We start from the raw sequence: 14,493 nt of genomic DNA on the forward strand, positions 1-14,493 counted from the left end.
GTGCATGTCCGTGCACAATGCTAGTCCGCCTGCATGTCAGGCGTGCGAAAAGATGTTCATTCGGCGGGCATACCCGTGCTGTGCGTGTCATGCGAGGCGCGCCATAGGGGCGTTTGCGGCGCGCTGGAGCCTGAGCAGCTCGTCGCGCTCGCCAGGACATCGTCCAAGCACCGCGCCACGGAAGGCGAGGTGCTGGTCGGCGACGCGCAGGATGTCGAGCGCTACTCCAACCTGCTGTCCGGCGTCGTAAAGCTCACCAAGACCCTGTCCGACGGACGTCAGCAGATCGTCGGGCTGCAATTCGCGCCGGATTTCATCGGCAGGCCGTTTCGCGCGGAGAGCGACCTGACCGCCGAGGCGGCGACCGGCGTCGAACTCTGCTCCTTTCCGCGCCGCGCGATCGAGCGGATGATGGCGGACCAGCCGGACCTCGAACACAGGCTGCTCCAGCAGACGCTGAAGGAACTCGACCAGGCGCGCGAATGGATGCTGACGCTCGGGAGAAAATCCGCATCCGAAAAGGTCGCCTCCTTCCTGCTGATGATCGCAAGGAACATAAACCCTGCCGGAGGACCCGGCACGCGCAACGTCGCCTTTGACCTGCCCCTGTCGCGCGCCGACATTGCCGATTTCCTCGGGCTCACCATCGAGACCGTCTCGCGCCAGATGACGCGTCTCAGAACCGAAGACATCATCCGCATCGAGAACAATCGCCACGTCATCGTGGATGATCTCGGAAGGCTCGCCGTTCGCGCGGGGGATTGACCTGAATCAACGAGCATGGCGGCGATCCATGCCAATGAGTGGCATCCGCACCGGAGTTGGATGCCATGATGGCCTCGTCACATCGCGCGCTCGAAACCAATGTTCCGCGCTACACCAGCTACCCCACCGCGCCGCACTTCCATTCCGGTGTGAACGCGACGCAGGTCGGAGAATGGCTCGACGCGATTTCGGATGGCGAGGCGCTTTCGCTCTATCTCCACATTCCCTATTGCGACCGCCTCTGCTGGTTCTGCGCATGTCACACCAAGCAGACGTTGCGCTATGAGCCAGTCGCGACCTATCTCGAAGCGCTGAAGGCCGAAATCCGCACGATCGGCGGCAGGATCGCGGGCCGCGCGGTCGTGCGCGCCATTCACTGGGGCGGCGGGTCGCCGACCATGCTGAAGCCTGAGGACATGCAGGCATTGCGTGCCGAACTCGAAGCGCATTTTTGTGTAGCCCCCGACGCGGAATTCAGCGTCGAGATCGAGCCGAACGACATGGACGCCGCGCGTCTCGAAACATTGGCGGCCATCAGCCTGACGCGCGCCAGCCTCGGCGTTCAGGATTTCGACGCACGGGTGCAGCAGGCGATCAACCGCGAGCAGAGCTTCGCACTGACCGCGAGCGTCGTCCACGGCCTGCGCGCGCACGGCATCGCCTCGATCAATCTCGACCTGCTCTACGGCCTTCCCCACCAGACGCTCGACACGCTCGCTGCAACGCTCGACCAGGCGCTTTCGCTGCGGCCCGACCGGATTGCGTTGTTCGGCTATGCGCACGTGCCCTGGTTCAAGAAGCACCAGACCATGATCGACGAAACGGTGCTGCCGAACGGACCGCAGCGGCTGGAGCAGTCGCTGGTCGCCGCCGCGCGCATCGCCGCCGACGGCTATACCCGCATCGGCATCGACCATTTTGCGCTGCCGCAGGACAGTCTTGCGCGCGCTGCCCGCGAAGGCCGCCTGCGCCGCAATTTCCAGGGCTACACCGACGACAGTTGCGAAACGCTGATCGGACTTGGGCCGTCATCGGTCAGCCGCTACCGGCAGGGTTATGCCCAGAACACCGTTTCCACCTCCGAATATGGCCGCATCGTTTCTGCGGGCGAACTGGCGGCGCAGCGCGGCATCGCGCTTTCGACCGACGACCGCGTGCGCGGATGGACGATAGAGCGGCTCATGTGCGATTTCGCGTTCGACAGCCGCGCCTTGACCGAGCGCTTCGGCGCATCGGCCATGGCCGTGCTGGCCGAGGCCGCCGTGCTCAGCCAGAACAGCCCGCAATCCGGCCTTCGGCGCGAGGGCGACCGTTTCGTCATCGAAGACCGCATGCAGGCAAGGCTGGTTGCCGCGATGTTCGATCCCTACTTCACCAAGGGCAACGCACGCCATTCGGCTGCGGTCTGAACTATCGCAGATCCTTCAACCGTTCATAGAGCTGCGCCTGCCGCGTGGAAAGCGCCTGCCATGACGGAAAGCTTGCGCTGTCCGGCTCGATGCGTTCGGCGATGCGCGACATGGCGCGCAGGGCCGACTTGAAATCGGCGTGCCATCCGGCGCCCACCGCCGCCGTGACGCCCGCGCCCAGCGCCGAAGCCTCGTTGGAATGACTGCGGATCACCGGCAGGCCGGTCGAATCGGCGATCATGCGCACCCAGAGCGGGCTGCCGGCTCCTCCGCCAATGGCGATGATGCGGTCAATCTCCACGCCGGAAAGGCGCATCTGTTCGATGGCGCGCGCAAATTCAAGCGTGATCGCTTCGAGCGACGCCCGGTAGAGATGTCCCATCCCTGTTTCCGGGCTCATTCCTGTGAAGGTCGCGCGCGCCTCCTCGTTCCAGTGCGGGTCCATGCAGCCCAGAAGATAGGAGCAGACCATGACACCGTCGGAGCCGATCGGAAGCCGCGCAGCCTCCGCTTCGAGCCGCCCGAATATTTCCGGGTCGCTTCGCCCGCCCGCAAATGTGTCCAGCAGCCAGTTCACGAAAAAGGCCCCGCCGCGCTGGCACGTTTCCAGCAGGTAGCCTTCGCCGGTCGGCGACACGAGCGTGCGCCAGTAGCGGCTGAGCGCAGCGGTGGGCGACCACGAGCCGCCAACGACCGCCGTGCCGAGATTCAGGTAGACCGCGCCCGGCTCGATTGCGCCGACGCCAAGCGCGGCGCAATGGCCGTCGCCGCCCGCCGCATAGACCGCCGTCCCCGCCACAAGGCCGGTCATGCCCGCCGTCTCGCGGCCAATCCGGCCGACCTCTTCGCCGGGTCGATGAAGCTTCGGCAGCTTCGACAGCGGAATGCCGAGGCTGTCCAATATTTCCTTCGACCATTCCTTTCGATCGATGTCGAAAATCCCGAACGGGTCGGCGCTGGTCCAACTCGCCCCCGCCTCACCGGTCAGCTTGAGTGTGAGAAAATCGTGCACGCTCATGATGTGCGCTGCGCGGTCGAGCAATTCCGGCTGGTGCTCTCGGAAATAGCGCAGGCGATAGACGCACGGAATGATGCTGACCGGCTTGCCTGTGATCGCGTGCAGGCGTTCCGCGCCGATCTCCGTCGCCAGCGGCTCCGTCATCGCGCGCGCCCGGCTGTCGAGCCACAGCGTCGCGGGCGCGAGTGGGCGATGCGCCTCGTCCAGCAGCACCATTGTTTCGCGCTGGTTGGAGATGGCGACGCCGTCGATGCGCGCCGCATCGATCTGCGAGGTCAAGGTGCGGAGCGCCGAGGCGGCGGCGGTCCACCAGTCGTCGGCATTCTGCTCCGCGTGATCCGGCTTCGGAATGCTGATCTGGTGCGGGGCGCGGCCCTCGGCGCGCGGCGTGCCGTCCGCCGTCCAGGCGATGGCCTTGACCGATTGCGTCGACGAATCGATGCCGACCACATAGCGCTCTTCAGTCATGCACTCCTCCCGACGCATGCGCAGTTTTGACGCGTTGCGGATGGCCCGCAACGCCGTCACGACAATCGACCTACCCCGCGAGCAGGGCCTCTCCCGTTGCAATGTCAGTGACGAAATGTGTCGCGTAACCGGCGGCCAGCGTCGCGCCAATCGCCGCGATCTTCGTCGGTCCGCCCGCCAGGCAGATGCGGCTCGGCACCTGCTTCAGTTCCTCAAGCGTGATGCCGACCATGCGGTCGTCATGCGGACCCCCGACCGACTTGCCGTCCTTGTCGATGAAGCGCCCGAGAATGACCGCGATGGAGCCGCGCTCCACATAGTCGTCGATCTCGGCCTTGCTGGCGATCCCCGAGGCGCGCACGGTGCTCTTCGGCCCGATGTCGCCGACGCCGAACAGGATGCGGTTCGCCGAATGCACAAGGTGCATCTGTTTTTTCAGGACCGGCTCCCCAAGCAGCATCTCCTTGAGTTCGGGGGTCGAAAGCACGGCGGGCGCGAGCAGGTTGACGCAGCGCGCATTGATCCGGTTCGACAGCAGCGAGGTGCAAAGCTCGGCGGAAAAATCGGGCTCGCCGGTCGAACTTCCGCAGACCTGCACGACCGTGACATTCTTCACCGGGCGCGGCAGCGAAATACGGTCCGCCGCCGCCAGAACGGTGCGCCCCCACGCGACGCCGATGATGTCGCCGTCCTCGATCTGGTCGGCCAGCACCCGCGCGCCCGCGTCGCCCAGTCGCCGGGACAGGCCCGCCTCGTCGCTCGACGGAATGACAAACGCGCCTTCCAGCCCGTACTTTTCCAGCAATGCGCGGGCGACACGCGTACGGCCACCTGCCTTCGGGCTGATGTTGACGGAAACGATGCCGCGCTCGCGCGCCTCCTGAAGGTAGTTCACGATGGTCGCCCGTGAGACATGCATCGTCTTGGCGATCTCGCTCTGCGTAAGCTGGTCGGCGTAATAGAGCCACGCCGCCCACATCACCGCATCGTCGAACTCCGTTGGAATGCTGGCGCCCGGCCCTCCCCCATTCTTCGAGCGTGCTTTTTCTTTCATGGCGGCAATATCTGCCCACAGCCCATGCATTTGTCAACGCGCCCTGTCATGTGTATTGACAATTGACATCTGATGTTGTCACTTGTCTCAAACCGCTGCAAAAGACGGACAGAAAAGTGGGATCGGCGAGGAAACGACATGTAGCGGACGGCGTGCCTGCGGGCGGCTGGACCGAATTGATCGACGACATCGTTGACGGACATTGGACAAACCCCGAAACGGGTCAGGCCGCGACCGTTCCCTATGAGCGCATCGTCATCGAGGAGAGCCTCGATGGCGCGGAGGCCGATCTCATCGCAAGCCTCAATCTCGGAAAGCGCCTCGCGCTCGTCGCCGACCACACGACATGGGACGCCATGGGCTCGCGGGTTGCCAGAGCAATCGGCAAGATCTGTTCCATCGAGGCCGTGATTCTCGACCATCCGCATGCGAACCTCGCCACGGCGGCGCTCCTCGAAGACAAGCTCGCGCGGTTCGACGGCGCGGTCGCTGTCGGTTCCGGCACCATCAACGACCTCACAAAATTCGTGACGGGCCGCACGGGCCGCCGCTACGCGGTGTTCGGCACCGCCGGCTCGATGAACGGCTACACCTCGACCACCGCCTCGATGACGCTGGACAATGGGCTCAAGGTCTCCCTGCCCTCCCATGCGCCGTCCGGCTTCTTCGTCGACCTCAAGGTTTCGGCGGATGCGCCGCATTATCTCTCCGCGTCGGGCTTCGCGGATTGTCTCGTGCGCTCGGTCGCACAGATCGACTGGTGGATGTCGCACCGGCTGCTCGGCAGCCTCTATTCGACGGTGCCATACATCATCCAGGAAAAGGACGAAGTCGAGCTGAACGCGCGCGCGGCGGGCATCGCGACGGGAGACATTGCCGCCAACGGCTATCTGTACCGTGTGCTCACGCTGTGCGGCCTCGGCGTTTCCTTCACCGGCATGTCGAACCACGGCTCGATGGGCGAGCACCAGATTTCGCACTATATCGATTGCTTTGCCGGTCCCCTGCATCCCGGCACACTGCACGGCCAGCAGGTGGGCGTTGCGACATTGACGATGGCGCGCCTCCAGCGGCGTTTCCTCGACAGCGAAAAGCCGCCCGTCATCAGGCCGACGCGCATCGACCCCGACGCGATGGCGCGGCGCATGGGGGCGGAGATCGCTGCCCAGTGCCATGCCGAAATCCAGCCCAAGATATTCGACGAGCGCGGCGCAGACGGCATCAACGCGAAGCTCGCGGACCTGTGGCCGAGCCTTCGCGGAGAACTGGAAGCCTTCGCCATTCCCGTCGCCGAGATGGAGCGCCTGCTGCGGGACGCGGGCGGACCGATGACCGCTGCCGACCTGGGACTGCCCGTCGATTTCTATCGCGAGGCGGTCGTCCACTGCCGCGAGATGCGCAACCGCTATTCCTTCCTCGACATCGCCGCCGACGCGGGATGGCTGGACGAATTCGCAGCCGGGGAGCATTGAACGGGATGCGCCCCATAACCGACATGCCGCTTGAAGTCGCCCGCAACATTACGGCGGTTTTCGCGGACATAGACGACACGCTGACCACCGAAGGCCGCCTGCCCGCCTGTGCATACGATGCGCTCGAACGGCTGACCGGCGCGGGCATCGCTGTCGCGCCCATCACGGGCCGTCCGGCGGGCTGGTGCGACATGATCGCCCGCATGTGGCCGGTCGCGGGCGTGGTCGGCGAAAACGGCGCGTTCTATTTTTCCTATGATGCCGAAGGGCGGCGCATGCGCCGGGTCTTTGCCATCGACGCCGCGCAACGCGAACAGGATCGCAAGAAGCTGGCCCTCGTGCGCGAGCGCATATTGGCGGAGGTTCCGGGCGCGGCGGTTTCCGCGGACCAGCTTTACCGCGAGGCGGACCTTGCCATCGATTTTCGCGAGGATGTCGCGCCGCTGCCCGCCACCGAGGTCGATCGCATCAAGCGCATCTTCGAGGAGGAAGGCGCGGTCGCCAAGATTTCATCCATTCATGTGAACGGCTGGTATGGCAGCTACGACAAGCTGACCATGACGCGCCGCTTTGCCGCCGAGGTGCTGGGCCTCGACATCGACGCGCACCGTGACCGCGTGGTCTTTGCGGGCGACAGCCCGAACGACGCCCCGATGTTCGGCTTTTTCCCGAACGCCTGCGGCGTGGCGAATGTTCTTCAGTTCAGGGGCCGGATCGACGCCGAACCCGCCTATGTCACGAAACAGGAGGGCGGCGAAGGCTTCGTCGAAATCGCCGACCGCATCCTGAATGCACGACGCCGGAAGGACGCCGCATGAGACGCTGAGCGGGCCGATGAAATTCGGGGCACGCCGGTCCAAACGGCGCGCAAGGGAGCGAGGAGCGCGGCTCAAGGGTCGCCAAAGGAATGGATCGGGACGGCCCGCCGCCGGAACCGATCATGGGAGGAGGTGGAGCGAATGTCCGTTGCACAGGTCAAGCGCATCGCGATCTCGGATTCGCCATGGCCGTGGCTGCTTCCGCTGGTTGCCCTGCTGGTCGTCTTCACCATCTATCCGCTGGTCTACAATGTCTGGCTGAGCTTTCACGAGTTCGCGCCACGCACGCGGGCTCTCAAATTCGTCGGCGTCGCCAACTGGGTGCAGCTTTGGAACGACGCCCGCTTCTGGGGCGCGCTCAGCGTCACCTTTGTCTATTTTTTCGTAGCGCTGGTCATCGAGATCGCGCTCGGCATGGCGATCGCGCTGCTGCTCGATGCGGAATTGCCCGGATTCGGGGCCTTGCGCGCGATCCTGTCGATGACGCTCGTCATTCCGCCCGCCATCGCCGGCATGATGTTCCTGCTATTGCAGGACCCGCAGTTCGGCGTCGTCACCTACGTATTGAATTCGCTGGGCATTCTGGACAAATCGACGCCGATCCTCGCAACGTCCTCCACCGCGCTTGCGGGCGTTCTGCTGGCTGAAATCTGGCAGTGGACGCCGTTTATGGTGCTGATCTTCCTCGCCGGGCTGCGGTCGCTTCCCACCGAACCGTTCGAAGCGGCGATGATCGACGGCGCATCCTCGTTCCAGATGTTCCGCCGCCTGACGCTGCCGATGATGTCGCGCGTCATCGCGGTGGCGGTGCTGATACGCGGCATCGACCTGTTCCGGGTGTTCGACTACGTGTTCACCATGACCTCCGGCGGGCCGGGCACCACGACCTACACGCTCAGCTACTACGCCTGGCAGCAGACCTTCTCCTTCCTGAAATGGGGCTATGGCGCGACGCTCAGCCTGACGAGCCTGGTCATCATCATGGTGCTGGCCAACCTGTTCCTGCGCGTCGCAAAGGTGAGGTGGTAAGATGCATCAGAGCACCTTTGCGAGAACCATGCGGACCATTGCCGGATGGCTGGTGGTCGGGCTGTTTTTCTTCCCGATCTATTTCTGGACCTCCGTCGCCTTCCGCGACGCGAAGGACATCTTCAACTGGCCGCCGATCTTGTTCGATTTCAAGCCGACCGTGCGCAATTTCGAGCAGGTGTTCGGCATTTCGCTCGGCTTCGGCAGGCCCGAGGCGGTCACGCCCGGCGGCGGCAATTTCTACATGGCGCCGCGGCTGCTGGATTCGATTATCGTCGCCGCTTTTTCGACCATGCTGGCAATCGTCGTGGCCACGCTTGCGGCCTATGCGCTGTCGCGCATGAACTTCCGCGGCAGGCACCAGTTCGTGAACTGGGTGCTGTCCACCCGCATGATGCCGCCGGTCGCGGTGGCCATCCCGATGTTCTTCATCTTCAAGCAGTTCAACCTGCTCGACACCTATACGGGCGTCATCATCGTGCACGGCATCATGAACCTGCCGCTGGCCGTGCTTCTGCTGAAGAGCTTCTTCGACGACATTCCGGCGGAGATCGACGAGAGCGCGCTTCTGGACGGGGCGTCGCGCTGGACTATCTTCCGGCGCATCGTGCTGCCGATGGCGAGAGGCGGCATCGCCGCGACGGCGGTGCTGTGCTTCATTTTTTCATGGACGGAGTTCCTCTTCGTCCTGACGCTGACCCAGACCAGCCTGAAAACGGTGCCGGTCGTGTCGTCCACTTTCGTGACTTCGATCGGCACCGCCTGGGGCAACATGGCCGCCCTCGGGGCTGCTGCGATCGTACCTGCCTTCATCGTGATCCTGCTCGTCCAGCGCCATCTGGTGCGTGGTCTGACCATGGGCTCGCTGAAGCAATGACCCGGCGCACTCGCCGTCAACGGAGATCCCGACGCCACTTCCGGCATCGGATACAGGAGGAGAAGTAATGAGAGACCACGATAGGAAATTGTATCTGGCGTCCCTTACCGACAAGCTCGTCAAGGGCCAGATCGGCCGCCGCGACTTCTTGCGGACCGCCGCCAAGCTCGGCCTCGGCGCAGGCGCGCTTGGCATGGGCGTCCAGCGCGCCCCGTTCAACTTCGTCTCTTCGGCCCGCGCGCAGGAGGCGCTCCAGCCTTCGCCCGAAACGCTCAAATGGGTGGCCGACGTTTCAAAGCCCTTCGCCGGCACCACGCTCAAGCTTGCAACTGAATCAACGCCGCCGTCGAACGCATTGAACTCGCAGTTGAAAAAGTATTTCGAGGAAGCGAGCGGCATCAAGGTGGAGATCGAAGTCCTGCCGCTGGAGCAGGTGCTCCAGAAGCTGACGCTCGACGTCGCCTCCTCGCTCGGCACCTACGACCTGTACTATATCGATCAGAGCTGGGCGGCCTCCTTCAACCAGGACGTCTTCGACCCGCGCGAGCAGTTGCAGAACGCCGCCCTTGCCATGCCGAACTACAACATCGACGACTTCCTGCCCGCACTGGTGGACGGCATCGCGATGTATGACGGACGCATGGTCGGCGTGCCCTACGACATCCCGATCTTCATCATGATCTATCGCAAGGACATCTATGACGAGTTGGGTCTGAAGGCGCCGACGACGATGGCCGAACTCGCCAGCAACTCCAAGGCGATCATGGAGGCCAAGGGCCCGGCGATGGCGGGCATCGCGGGCCAGATGAAATCGGGCCACTATTCGCTGGAATGCGAATGGACCTCGATGCTCTGGGGCCATGGCGGCTCGATCTTCAATCCCGACAAGAAGTTCGTCGGCAATGACGAGCAGGGTCTCGAAGCGATGGCCTACTGGACCGAGCTGAAGAAGAGCATGCCCGCGGGCGTGGACGGCTGGACATGGGACGGCCAGGGCCAGGCGGTCGCGCAGGGCGTGGCGGCGTCAATGCTTTCCTGGGGTGAGTTCTTCCCCTATTTCGACGATCCGACGCAGACCAAGATCTCCGGCCTGTGCGAAGTGGCGGTGCCGCCTGCGGCAACCTCGCTGCGCACCAAGGACCAGACGGCCTTCGGCGAAACGCCGGGCGTCGGCCATCAGGGCGGCTCCACGCTGGCGGTGTCGAAATACTCCAAGAGCCCGGACGCTGCGTGGATCTTCATGCAGTGGGCGACATCTGCCGACACGCAGGCGCTGATCACCGCGCTTGGCGGCGGGACCGGCCCGACGCGCACCAGCGTCTATGACGATCCGCGCGTGAAGGCCAATGCCCGTGTCGGCGCCGGCACCACCCGCCACCTGCCGATCGTGCGCGAGACCATCGCCAACCACATGGGCTCGGAGCCCGACCTGCCGGAATGGGCGCAGCTTTCCTCCGACACCATACCGGTCGCGCTCGGCAAGTATTTCTCGGGCGGCTACGCCTCGGCCAAGGAAGCGATGGACGACATCGCCACGCAGGTCGACGACGTTCTGAAGGGCTAACTCCCAGGACGCGGGGCCGCGGTTTCGACCATGGCCCCGCGACCGCATACGAATGAGGAGGACTACATGGCAGAAAAACCGCTGGTCGCCGTCACGGGCGCAAGTTCAGGCATCGGAGAGGCGACTGCACGCGCATTCTCTCAAGCGGGCCATCCGGTCCTGCTGATGGCGCGGCGTCTCGACCGGCTGGAAGCGCTCGGCCTGCCGAATGCGGTCATCAGGAAGGTCGATGTGCGCGACCGCGCGGCGATTGCCGCCGCCGTCAAGGACGCCGAGGCGCAATATGGCCCGGTGGACATGATGTTCGCCAATGCGGGCATCGCACGGCTCGGCGACATCGCCCGGCAGCCGCCCGAACATTGGGACGAGATGATCGACATCAACACCAAGGGCGTGCTCAACAGCGTCCACGCCGTCATGAACGGCATGATCGAGCGCAAGCACGGCACGCTGGTGATGATGAGTTCGATTGCGGGCCGCAAGGTCTACCCCGACCACACCGTCTATTGCGGCACGAAGTTCTTTGTCCACGCGATCTCGGAAAGCCTGCGCGAATATCTTGCGCCGCACGACGTGCGCGTGATCGTGGTGTCGCCCGGCATCATTGACACCGAGGTGCTGGACGGCGTGCTAGATCCGACCACGCTCGCAAACTACAAATCCAACAAGGCAGCCATCGGCGGCGGCATCTCCGCCGACATCGTGGCCGACCTCATCCTCAACGCCTACCAGTATCCGCAGCGCGCCATCGTGCAGGAAATCGTCATCACGCCGACGCGGCAGAAGTACTGATGCCGGGCGGAAAAGAGCGGAGCAGAGAACCACATGGCAACCGTTGAATACCAGCGCATAGGCAAATCCTTCGGCGCCGTGCGGATCATGCAGGACATTTCGTTCAAGATCGACGACCACGAGTTCGTCGTCCTGCTCGGACCCTCCGGCTGCGGAAAGACGACTCTGCTGCGCATGACCGCCGGGCTGGAACGCGTGGACGAAGGCAACCTCCTGATCGGCGGCAAGCGCGTCAACGATGTCCATCCGCGCGACCGCGACATTGCGATGGTGTTCCAGAACTACGCGCTTTATCCGACGATGAAGGTTTACGACAACATCGCGTTCAGCCTTGAGGTGGCAAAGCTTCCCGCCGCCGAAATCAGGAAGCGTGTCGAGCGCGCGGCGGAAATCCTCAACCTCACCGCCTATCTGGAGCGCTATCCGAAGGAGCTTTCCGGCGGCCAGCGCCAGCGCGTCGCCATGGGCCGTGCAATGGTGCGCGAGGCGGCGGTGTTCCTGTTCGATGAGCCGCTGTCCAATCTCGACGCGAAGCTTCGCGCCCATATGCGCACCGAAATCCGGCAACTCCACAATCGCCTCAAGACGACGACCATCTATGTCACCCACGACCAGATCGAGGCCATGACGATGGCCGACACGATCGTGGTGATGCGCGCGGGCAAGATCGAGCAGATCGGCAGCCCGGACGATGTCTATGACCGGCCTGCCAGCAAATACGTGGCCGACTTCATCGGCTCCTCGGCGATCAACTTCCTGCCGGGAACGGTGGTGTCCGGCGACGGCGCGCCTGCGGTCGATACCAATACGGGCCGGGTGCCGCTCGATGCCACCCATGCGGTCAAGGCGGGCCAGCAGGTCGTGATAGGCCTGCGCCCGACGGACCTCGTGGTGGACGATTCCGGGCCGCTTTCGGCGAGGACCGTGCTGCTCGAACGGCTCGGCCACGATGCACAGCTCTTCTGCCAGGGCGAAAACGGATCCTTCGTTGCCATTGTCGACAAGTCCGCGCGCTTCCCTGAAGGCAGCGTGGTGAATTTCTCCATTCCGCCGTCGAAGGTGCATGTGTTCGACGCGCAGACCGAACTGCGCCTGTGATCCCACGGGCCTGAAAAGAAACAACCGCAATCATATGGCTGGCGCTTCTTTCGGCACCGGCAGGGAAAGGATTTGTCATGAAGTCGCGCTGGTCGGAGCCTGAATTCAAATCGGTGGTGGACGGCTATGTCGCCAGGGGCATCAACCGCGACCTCGCCATCCGCACCTATACGACGCGGCTTCTGGGCGTCGACCCAGAACTGGTGCTGCACGGCGGCGGCAATACGTCGGTGAAAACCGTCTTCACGGAGATGGACGGCTCGCAGGTCGATGTGCTGTGCGTCAAGGGCAGCGGCTGGGACATGGGCACCATCGAGCCCGCCGGACTGCCCGCCGTGCGCCTTCAGCCGCTGAAGGCCATGGTCGCTTTCGAGACGCTTTCGGACGACGACATGGTGATGCTCCAGCGCCGCCTGCTGCTCGACCCCGCCGCGCCGAACCCCTCGGTGGAAGCCATCCTGCATGCGCTGCTGCCGTTCAAGCACATCGACCACACCCACGCGAACGCCATCGTCTCGCTGACAAACGAACCGCATGGCGAGGACCTGATCCGCGAACTCTATCCGGACTTCATCGTCGTGCCCTATGTGATGCCGGGCTTCGACCTCGCCAAGGCGTGCGACAAGGCATACAACGCCGCGCCCGATGCGCCGGGCATGATCCTGCTCAAGCACGGTATTTTTACATGGTCGGAGGACCCGCGCGAATCCTATGAGTCGATGATCGACAAGATCGACCGCGCCGAGAAGCGGCTGGCAAAGGGCAACCCCCGACCGTTCAAGGTCGTCGCGCCTGAGGGCGAGCTTGCCTCCGCCTCCGACATCGCGCCGATCATTCGCGGGGCCATCGCCATCGACACAGGCGAGGAAGGCAGGCCGAAGCGCTTCGTACTGACGCATCGCGCCAACGCGAAAGTGCTGGATTTCTGCAATGCCGAAAATCTGGCCGACCTCGTGCGGCGCGGCAACGCCACGCCCGAGCATGTCATACACATCAAGCGGTTCGGCCTCGCCCTGCCCACCCCGAAGGGCGGCGAACTCGACAAATGGGCCGATGCTGTCCGGCAGGCCGTACAGGACTATGCCGCCGAATACACCGCCTATTTCGAGCGCAACAATGCGAAGGCGGGCGGCATCAAGAAGATGCTCGATCCGATGCCCCGCGCCGTCTATGTGCCGGGCGTCGGCATATTCACCGCAGGGCCGACGAAAAAGGCCGCCAATGTCTGCGCCGACGTGGTCGAGGCGACCATCGACGTCATCACCAAGGCCGAGGGGATCGAAGCCTTCGAAGCGCTGGACGAGCAAGACCTGTTCAACATCGAATACTGGTCGCTGGAGCAGGCAAAGCTCGCCAAGGCCGTCGAAAAGCCGCTGACCCGCCAGGTCGCCATCGTGACAGGCGCGGCGAGCGGGCTTGGTCTCGCGGTTGCCGAGGCGCTGAAAGCAGAAGGTGCTGAAATCGCCATGTTCGACATTTCCGAGGAGGCGCTGAACCGCGAGGCGAAAGGGCTCGGCGCGTTGCCGGTCACCTGCGACGTGACTGACCCGCGCTCGGTCGACGCGGCCGTTGCGCGCGTCGCGGAACAGTTCGGCGGCGTCGATATCCTGATCTCCAACGCCGGGGCCGCGTTCCAGGGCAAGCTCCTGTCCGTGGACGAAGCGACCTTCCGCAAGGCTTTCGACCTCAATTTCTGGAGCCATCACTACATGGCGCGCGCCGCCGTGCGCGTCATGGAAAAGCAGGGAACGGGCGGCGCCATCGTGTTCAACGTCTCGAAGCAGGCGGTGAACCCCGGCGCGGATTTCGGCCCCTATGGCACATCGAAAGCCGCGCTGATGGCGCTGATGCGCCAATACGCCATCGAGCATGGCGCATCGGGCATCACGGCCAACGCGGTCAACGCCGACCGCATCCGCACCGGATTGATGACCGACCAGATGGTGCTGGAGCGCAGCAAGGCGCGCGGGCTGACGCCGGAAGCCTATATGCGCGGCAATCTCGTCGCCCGCGAAGTTACGGGCGCAGATGTCGCCGCCGCCTTCGTGCACCTCGCCAAGGCGCGCACCTCGACCGGCGCGGTGATCACCGTGGACGGCGGCAATGTCGCGGCGATGATGCGATAGGGA

12 protein-coding genes are annotated in these 14,493 nt (G+C 64.2%); 10 read left to right on the forward strand and 2 right to left on the reverse strand.

Features of this window, described 5'->3' with window-relative positions; genetic code table 11:
- The first annotated feature begins 33 nt into the window (after positions 1 to 33).
- Complete coding sequence (locus M9924_02615) at positions 34 to 765, forward strand: Crp/Fnr family transcriptional regulator (protein ID MCO5063288.1); 732 nt, start codon at positions 34 to 36, stop codon at positions 763 to 765.
- 65 nt (positions 766 to 830) lie between these two features.
- Positions 831 to 2,174, forward strand: coding sequence for an oxygen-independent coproporphyrinogen III oxidase (hemN, locus tag M9924_02620; protein ID MCO5063289.1), 1,344 nt, complete (start codon positions 831 to 833; stop codon positions 2,172 to 2,174).
- A 1-nt stretch (position 2,175) separates the two neighbouring features.
- Here hemN and M9924_02625 read toward each other — a convergent pair whose 3' ends face one another.
- Both M9924_02625 and M9924_02630 read right to left on the reverse strand, forming a co-directional pair.
- The gene (locus tag M9924_02625) at positions 2,176 to 3,660 is read right to left on the reverse strand and encodes an FGGY-family carbohydrate kinase (GenBank protein ID MCO5063290.1); all 1,485 of its coding nucleotides are present in this window, start codon (positions 3,658 to 3,660) and stop codon (positions 2,176 to 2,178) included.
- Between the two features lie 70 nt (positions 3,661 to 3,730).
- Entirely contained in the window at positions 3,731 to 4,714 is a 984-nt protein-coding gene (locus M9924_02630) for a sugar-binding transcriptional regulator (GenBank protein ID MCO5063291.1), read from the reverse strand.
- 116 nt (positions 4,715 to 4,830) lie between these two features.
- Between M9924_02630 and M9924_02635 the strand changes: the two genes are divergently transcribed.
- The 8 genes from M9924_02635 (at position 4,831) to M9924_02670 (ending at position 14,490) form a co-directional block, all read left to right on the forward strand.
- Positions 4,831 to 6,186, forward strand: a complete 1,356-nt coding sequence (locus M9924_02635; protein MCO5063292.1) for a sn-glycerol-1-phosphate dehydrogenase — start codon at positions 4,831 to 4,833, stop codon at positions 6,184 to 6,186.
- A 5-nt stretch (positions 6,187 to 6,191) separates the two neighbouring features.
- Positions 6,192 to 7,004 carry an HAD-IIB family hydrolase gene (locus tag M9924_02640; GenBank protein ID MCO5063293.1) on the forward strand — a complete coding sequence of 271 codons (813 nt, stop codon included), beginning with the start codon at positions 6,192 to 6,194 and terminating at the stop codon, positions 7,002 to 7,004.
- Between the two features lie 141 nt (positions 7,005 to 7,145).
- Positions 7,146 to 8,033: a sugar ABC transporter permease gene (locus M9924_02645; GenBank protein ID MCO5063294.1), complete on the forward strand. Its 888-nt coding sequence runs from the start codon at positions 7,146 to 7,148 to the stop codon at positions 8,031 to 8,033.
- Between the two features lies 1 nt (position 8,034).
- Complete coding sequence (locus tag M9924_02650) at positions 8,035 to 8,910, forward strand: carbohydrate ABC transporter permease (protein MCO5063295.1); 876 nt, start codon at positions 8,035 to 8,037, stop codon at positions 8,908 to 8,910.
- A gap of 67 nt (positions 8,911 to 8,977) precedes the next feature.
- Complete coding sequence (locus M9924_02655; protein MCO5063296.1) at positions 8,978 to 10,474, forward strand: extracellular solute-binding protein; 1,497 nt, start codon at positions 8,978 to 8,980, stop codon at positions 10,472 to 10,474.
- A 66-nt stretch (positions 10,475 to 10,540) separates the two neighbouring features.
- Positions 10,541 to 11,266: an SDR family oxidoreductase gene (locus tag M9924_02660; protein ID MCO5063297.1), complete on the forward strand. Its 726-nt coding sequence runs from the start codon at positions 10,541 to 10,543 to the stop codon at positions 11,264 to 11,266.
- Between the two features lie 33 nt (positions 11,267 to 11,299).
- On the forward strand, positions 11,300 to 12,364 hold the full coding sequence (gene ugpC, locus M9924_02665; protein MCO5063298.1) for a sn-glycerol-3-phosphate ABC transporter ATP-binding protein UgpC: 1,065 nt from the start codon (positions 11,300 to 11,302) through the stop codon (positions 12,362 to 12,364).
- Between the two features lie 77 nt (positions 12,365 to 12,441).
- A complete protein-coding gene (locus tag M9924_02670; protein MCO5063299.1) occupies positions 12,442 to 14,490 on the forward strand; it encodes a bifunctional aldolase/short-chain dehydrogenase in 2,049 nt (682 codons plus the stop codon).
- Positions 14,491 to 14,493 lie beyond the last annotated feature (3 nt).

Source organism: Rhizobiaceae bacterium (assembly GCA_023953835.1).
Lineage (GTDB): Bacteria > Pseudomonadota > Alphaproteobacteria > Rhizobiales > Rhizobiaceae > Mesorhizobium_G.

Coding starts and splice junctions, on each gene's coding strand:
- M9924_02615 (MCO5063288.1), top strand. CDS start 34: ATGTCAGGCGTGCGAAAAGATGTTCATTCGGCGGGCATACCCGTGCTG.
- hemN (MCO5063289.1), top strand. CDS start 831: ATGATGGCCTCGTCACATCGCGCGCTCGAAACCAATGTTCCGCGCTAC.
- M9924_02625 (MCO5063290.1), bottom strand. CDS start 3,660: ATGACTGAAGAGCGCTATGTGGTCGGCATCGATTCGTCGACGCAATCG.
- M9924_02630 (MCO5063291.1), bottom strand. CDS start 4,714: ATGAAAGAAAAAGCACGCTCGAAGAATGGGGGAGGGCCGGGCGCCAGC.
- M9924_02640 (MCO5063293.1), top strand. CDS start 6,192: ATGCGCCCCATAACCGACATGCCGCTTGAAGTCGCCCGCAACATTACG.
- M9924_02645 (MCO5063294.1), top strand. CDS start 7,146: ATGTCCGTTGCACAGGTCAAGCGCATCGCGATCTCGGATTCGCCATGG.
- M9924_02650 (MCO5063295.1), top strand. CDS start 8,035: ATGCATCAGAGCACCTTTGCGAGAACCATGCGGACCATTGCCGGATGG.
- M9924_02655 (MCO5063296.1), top strand. CDS start 8,978: ATGAGAGACCACGATAGGAAATTGTATCTGGCGTCCCTTACCGACAAG.
- M9924_02660 (MCO5063297.1), top strand. CDS start 10,541: ATGGCAGAAAAACCGCTGGTCGCCGTCACGGGCGCAAGTTCAGGCATC.
- ugpC (MCO5063298.1), top strand. CDS start 11,300: ATGGCAACCGTTGAATACCAGCGCATAGGCAAATCCTTCGGCGCCGTG.
- M9924_02670 (MCO5063299.1), top strand. CDS start 12,442: ATGAAGTCGCGCTGGTCGGAGCCTGAATTCAAATCGGTGGTGGACGGC.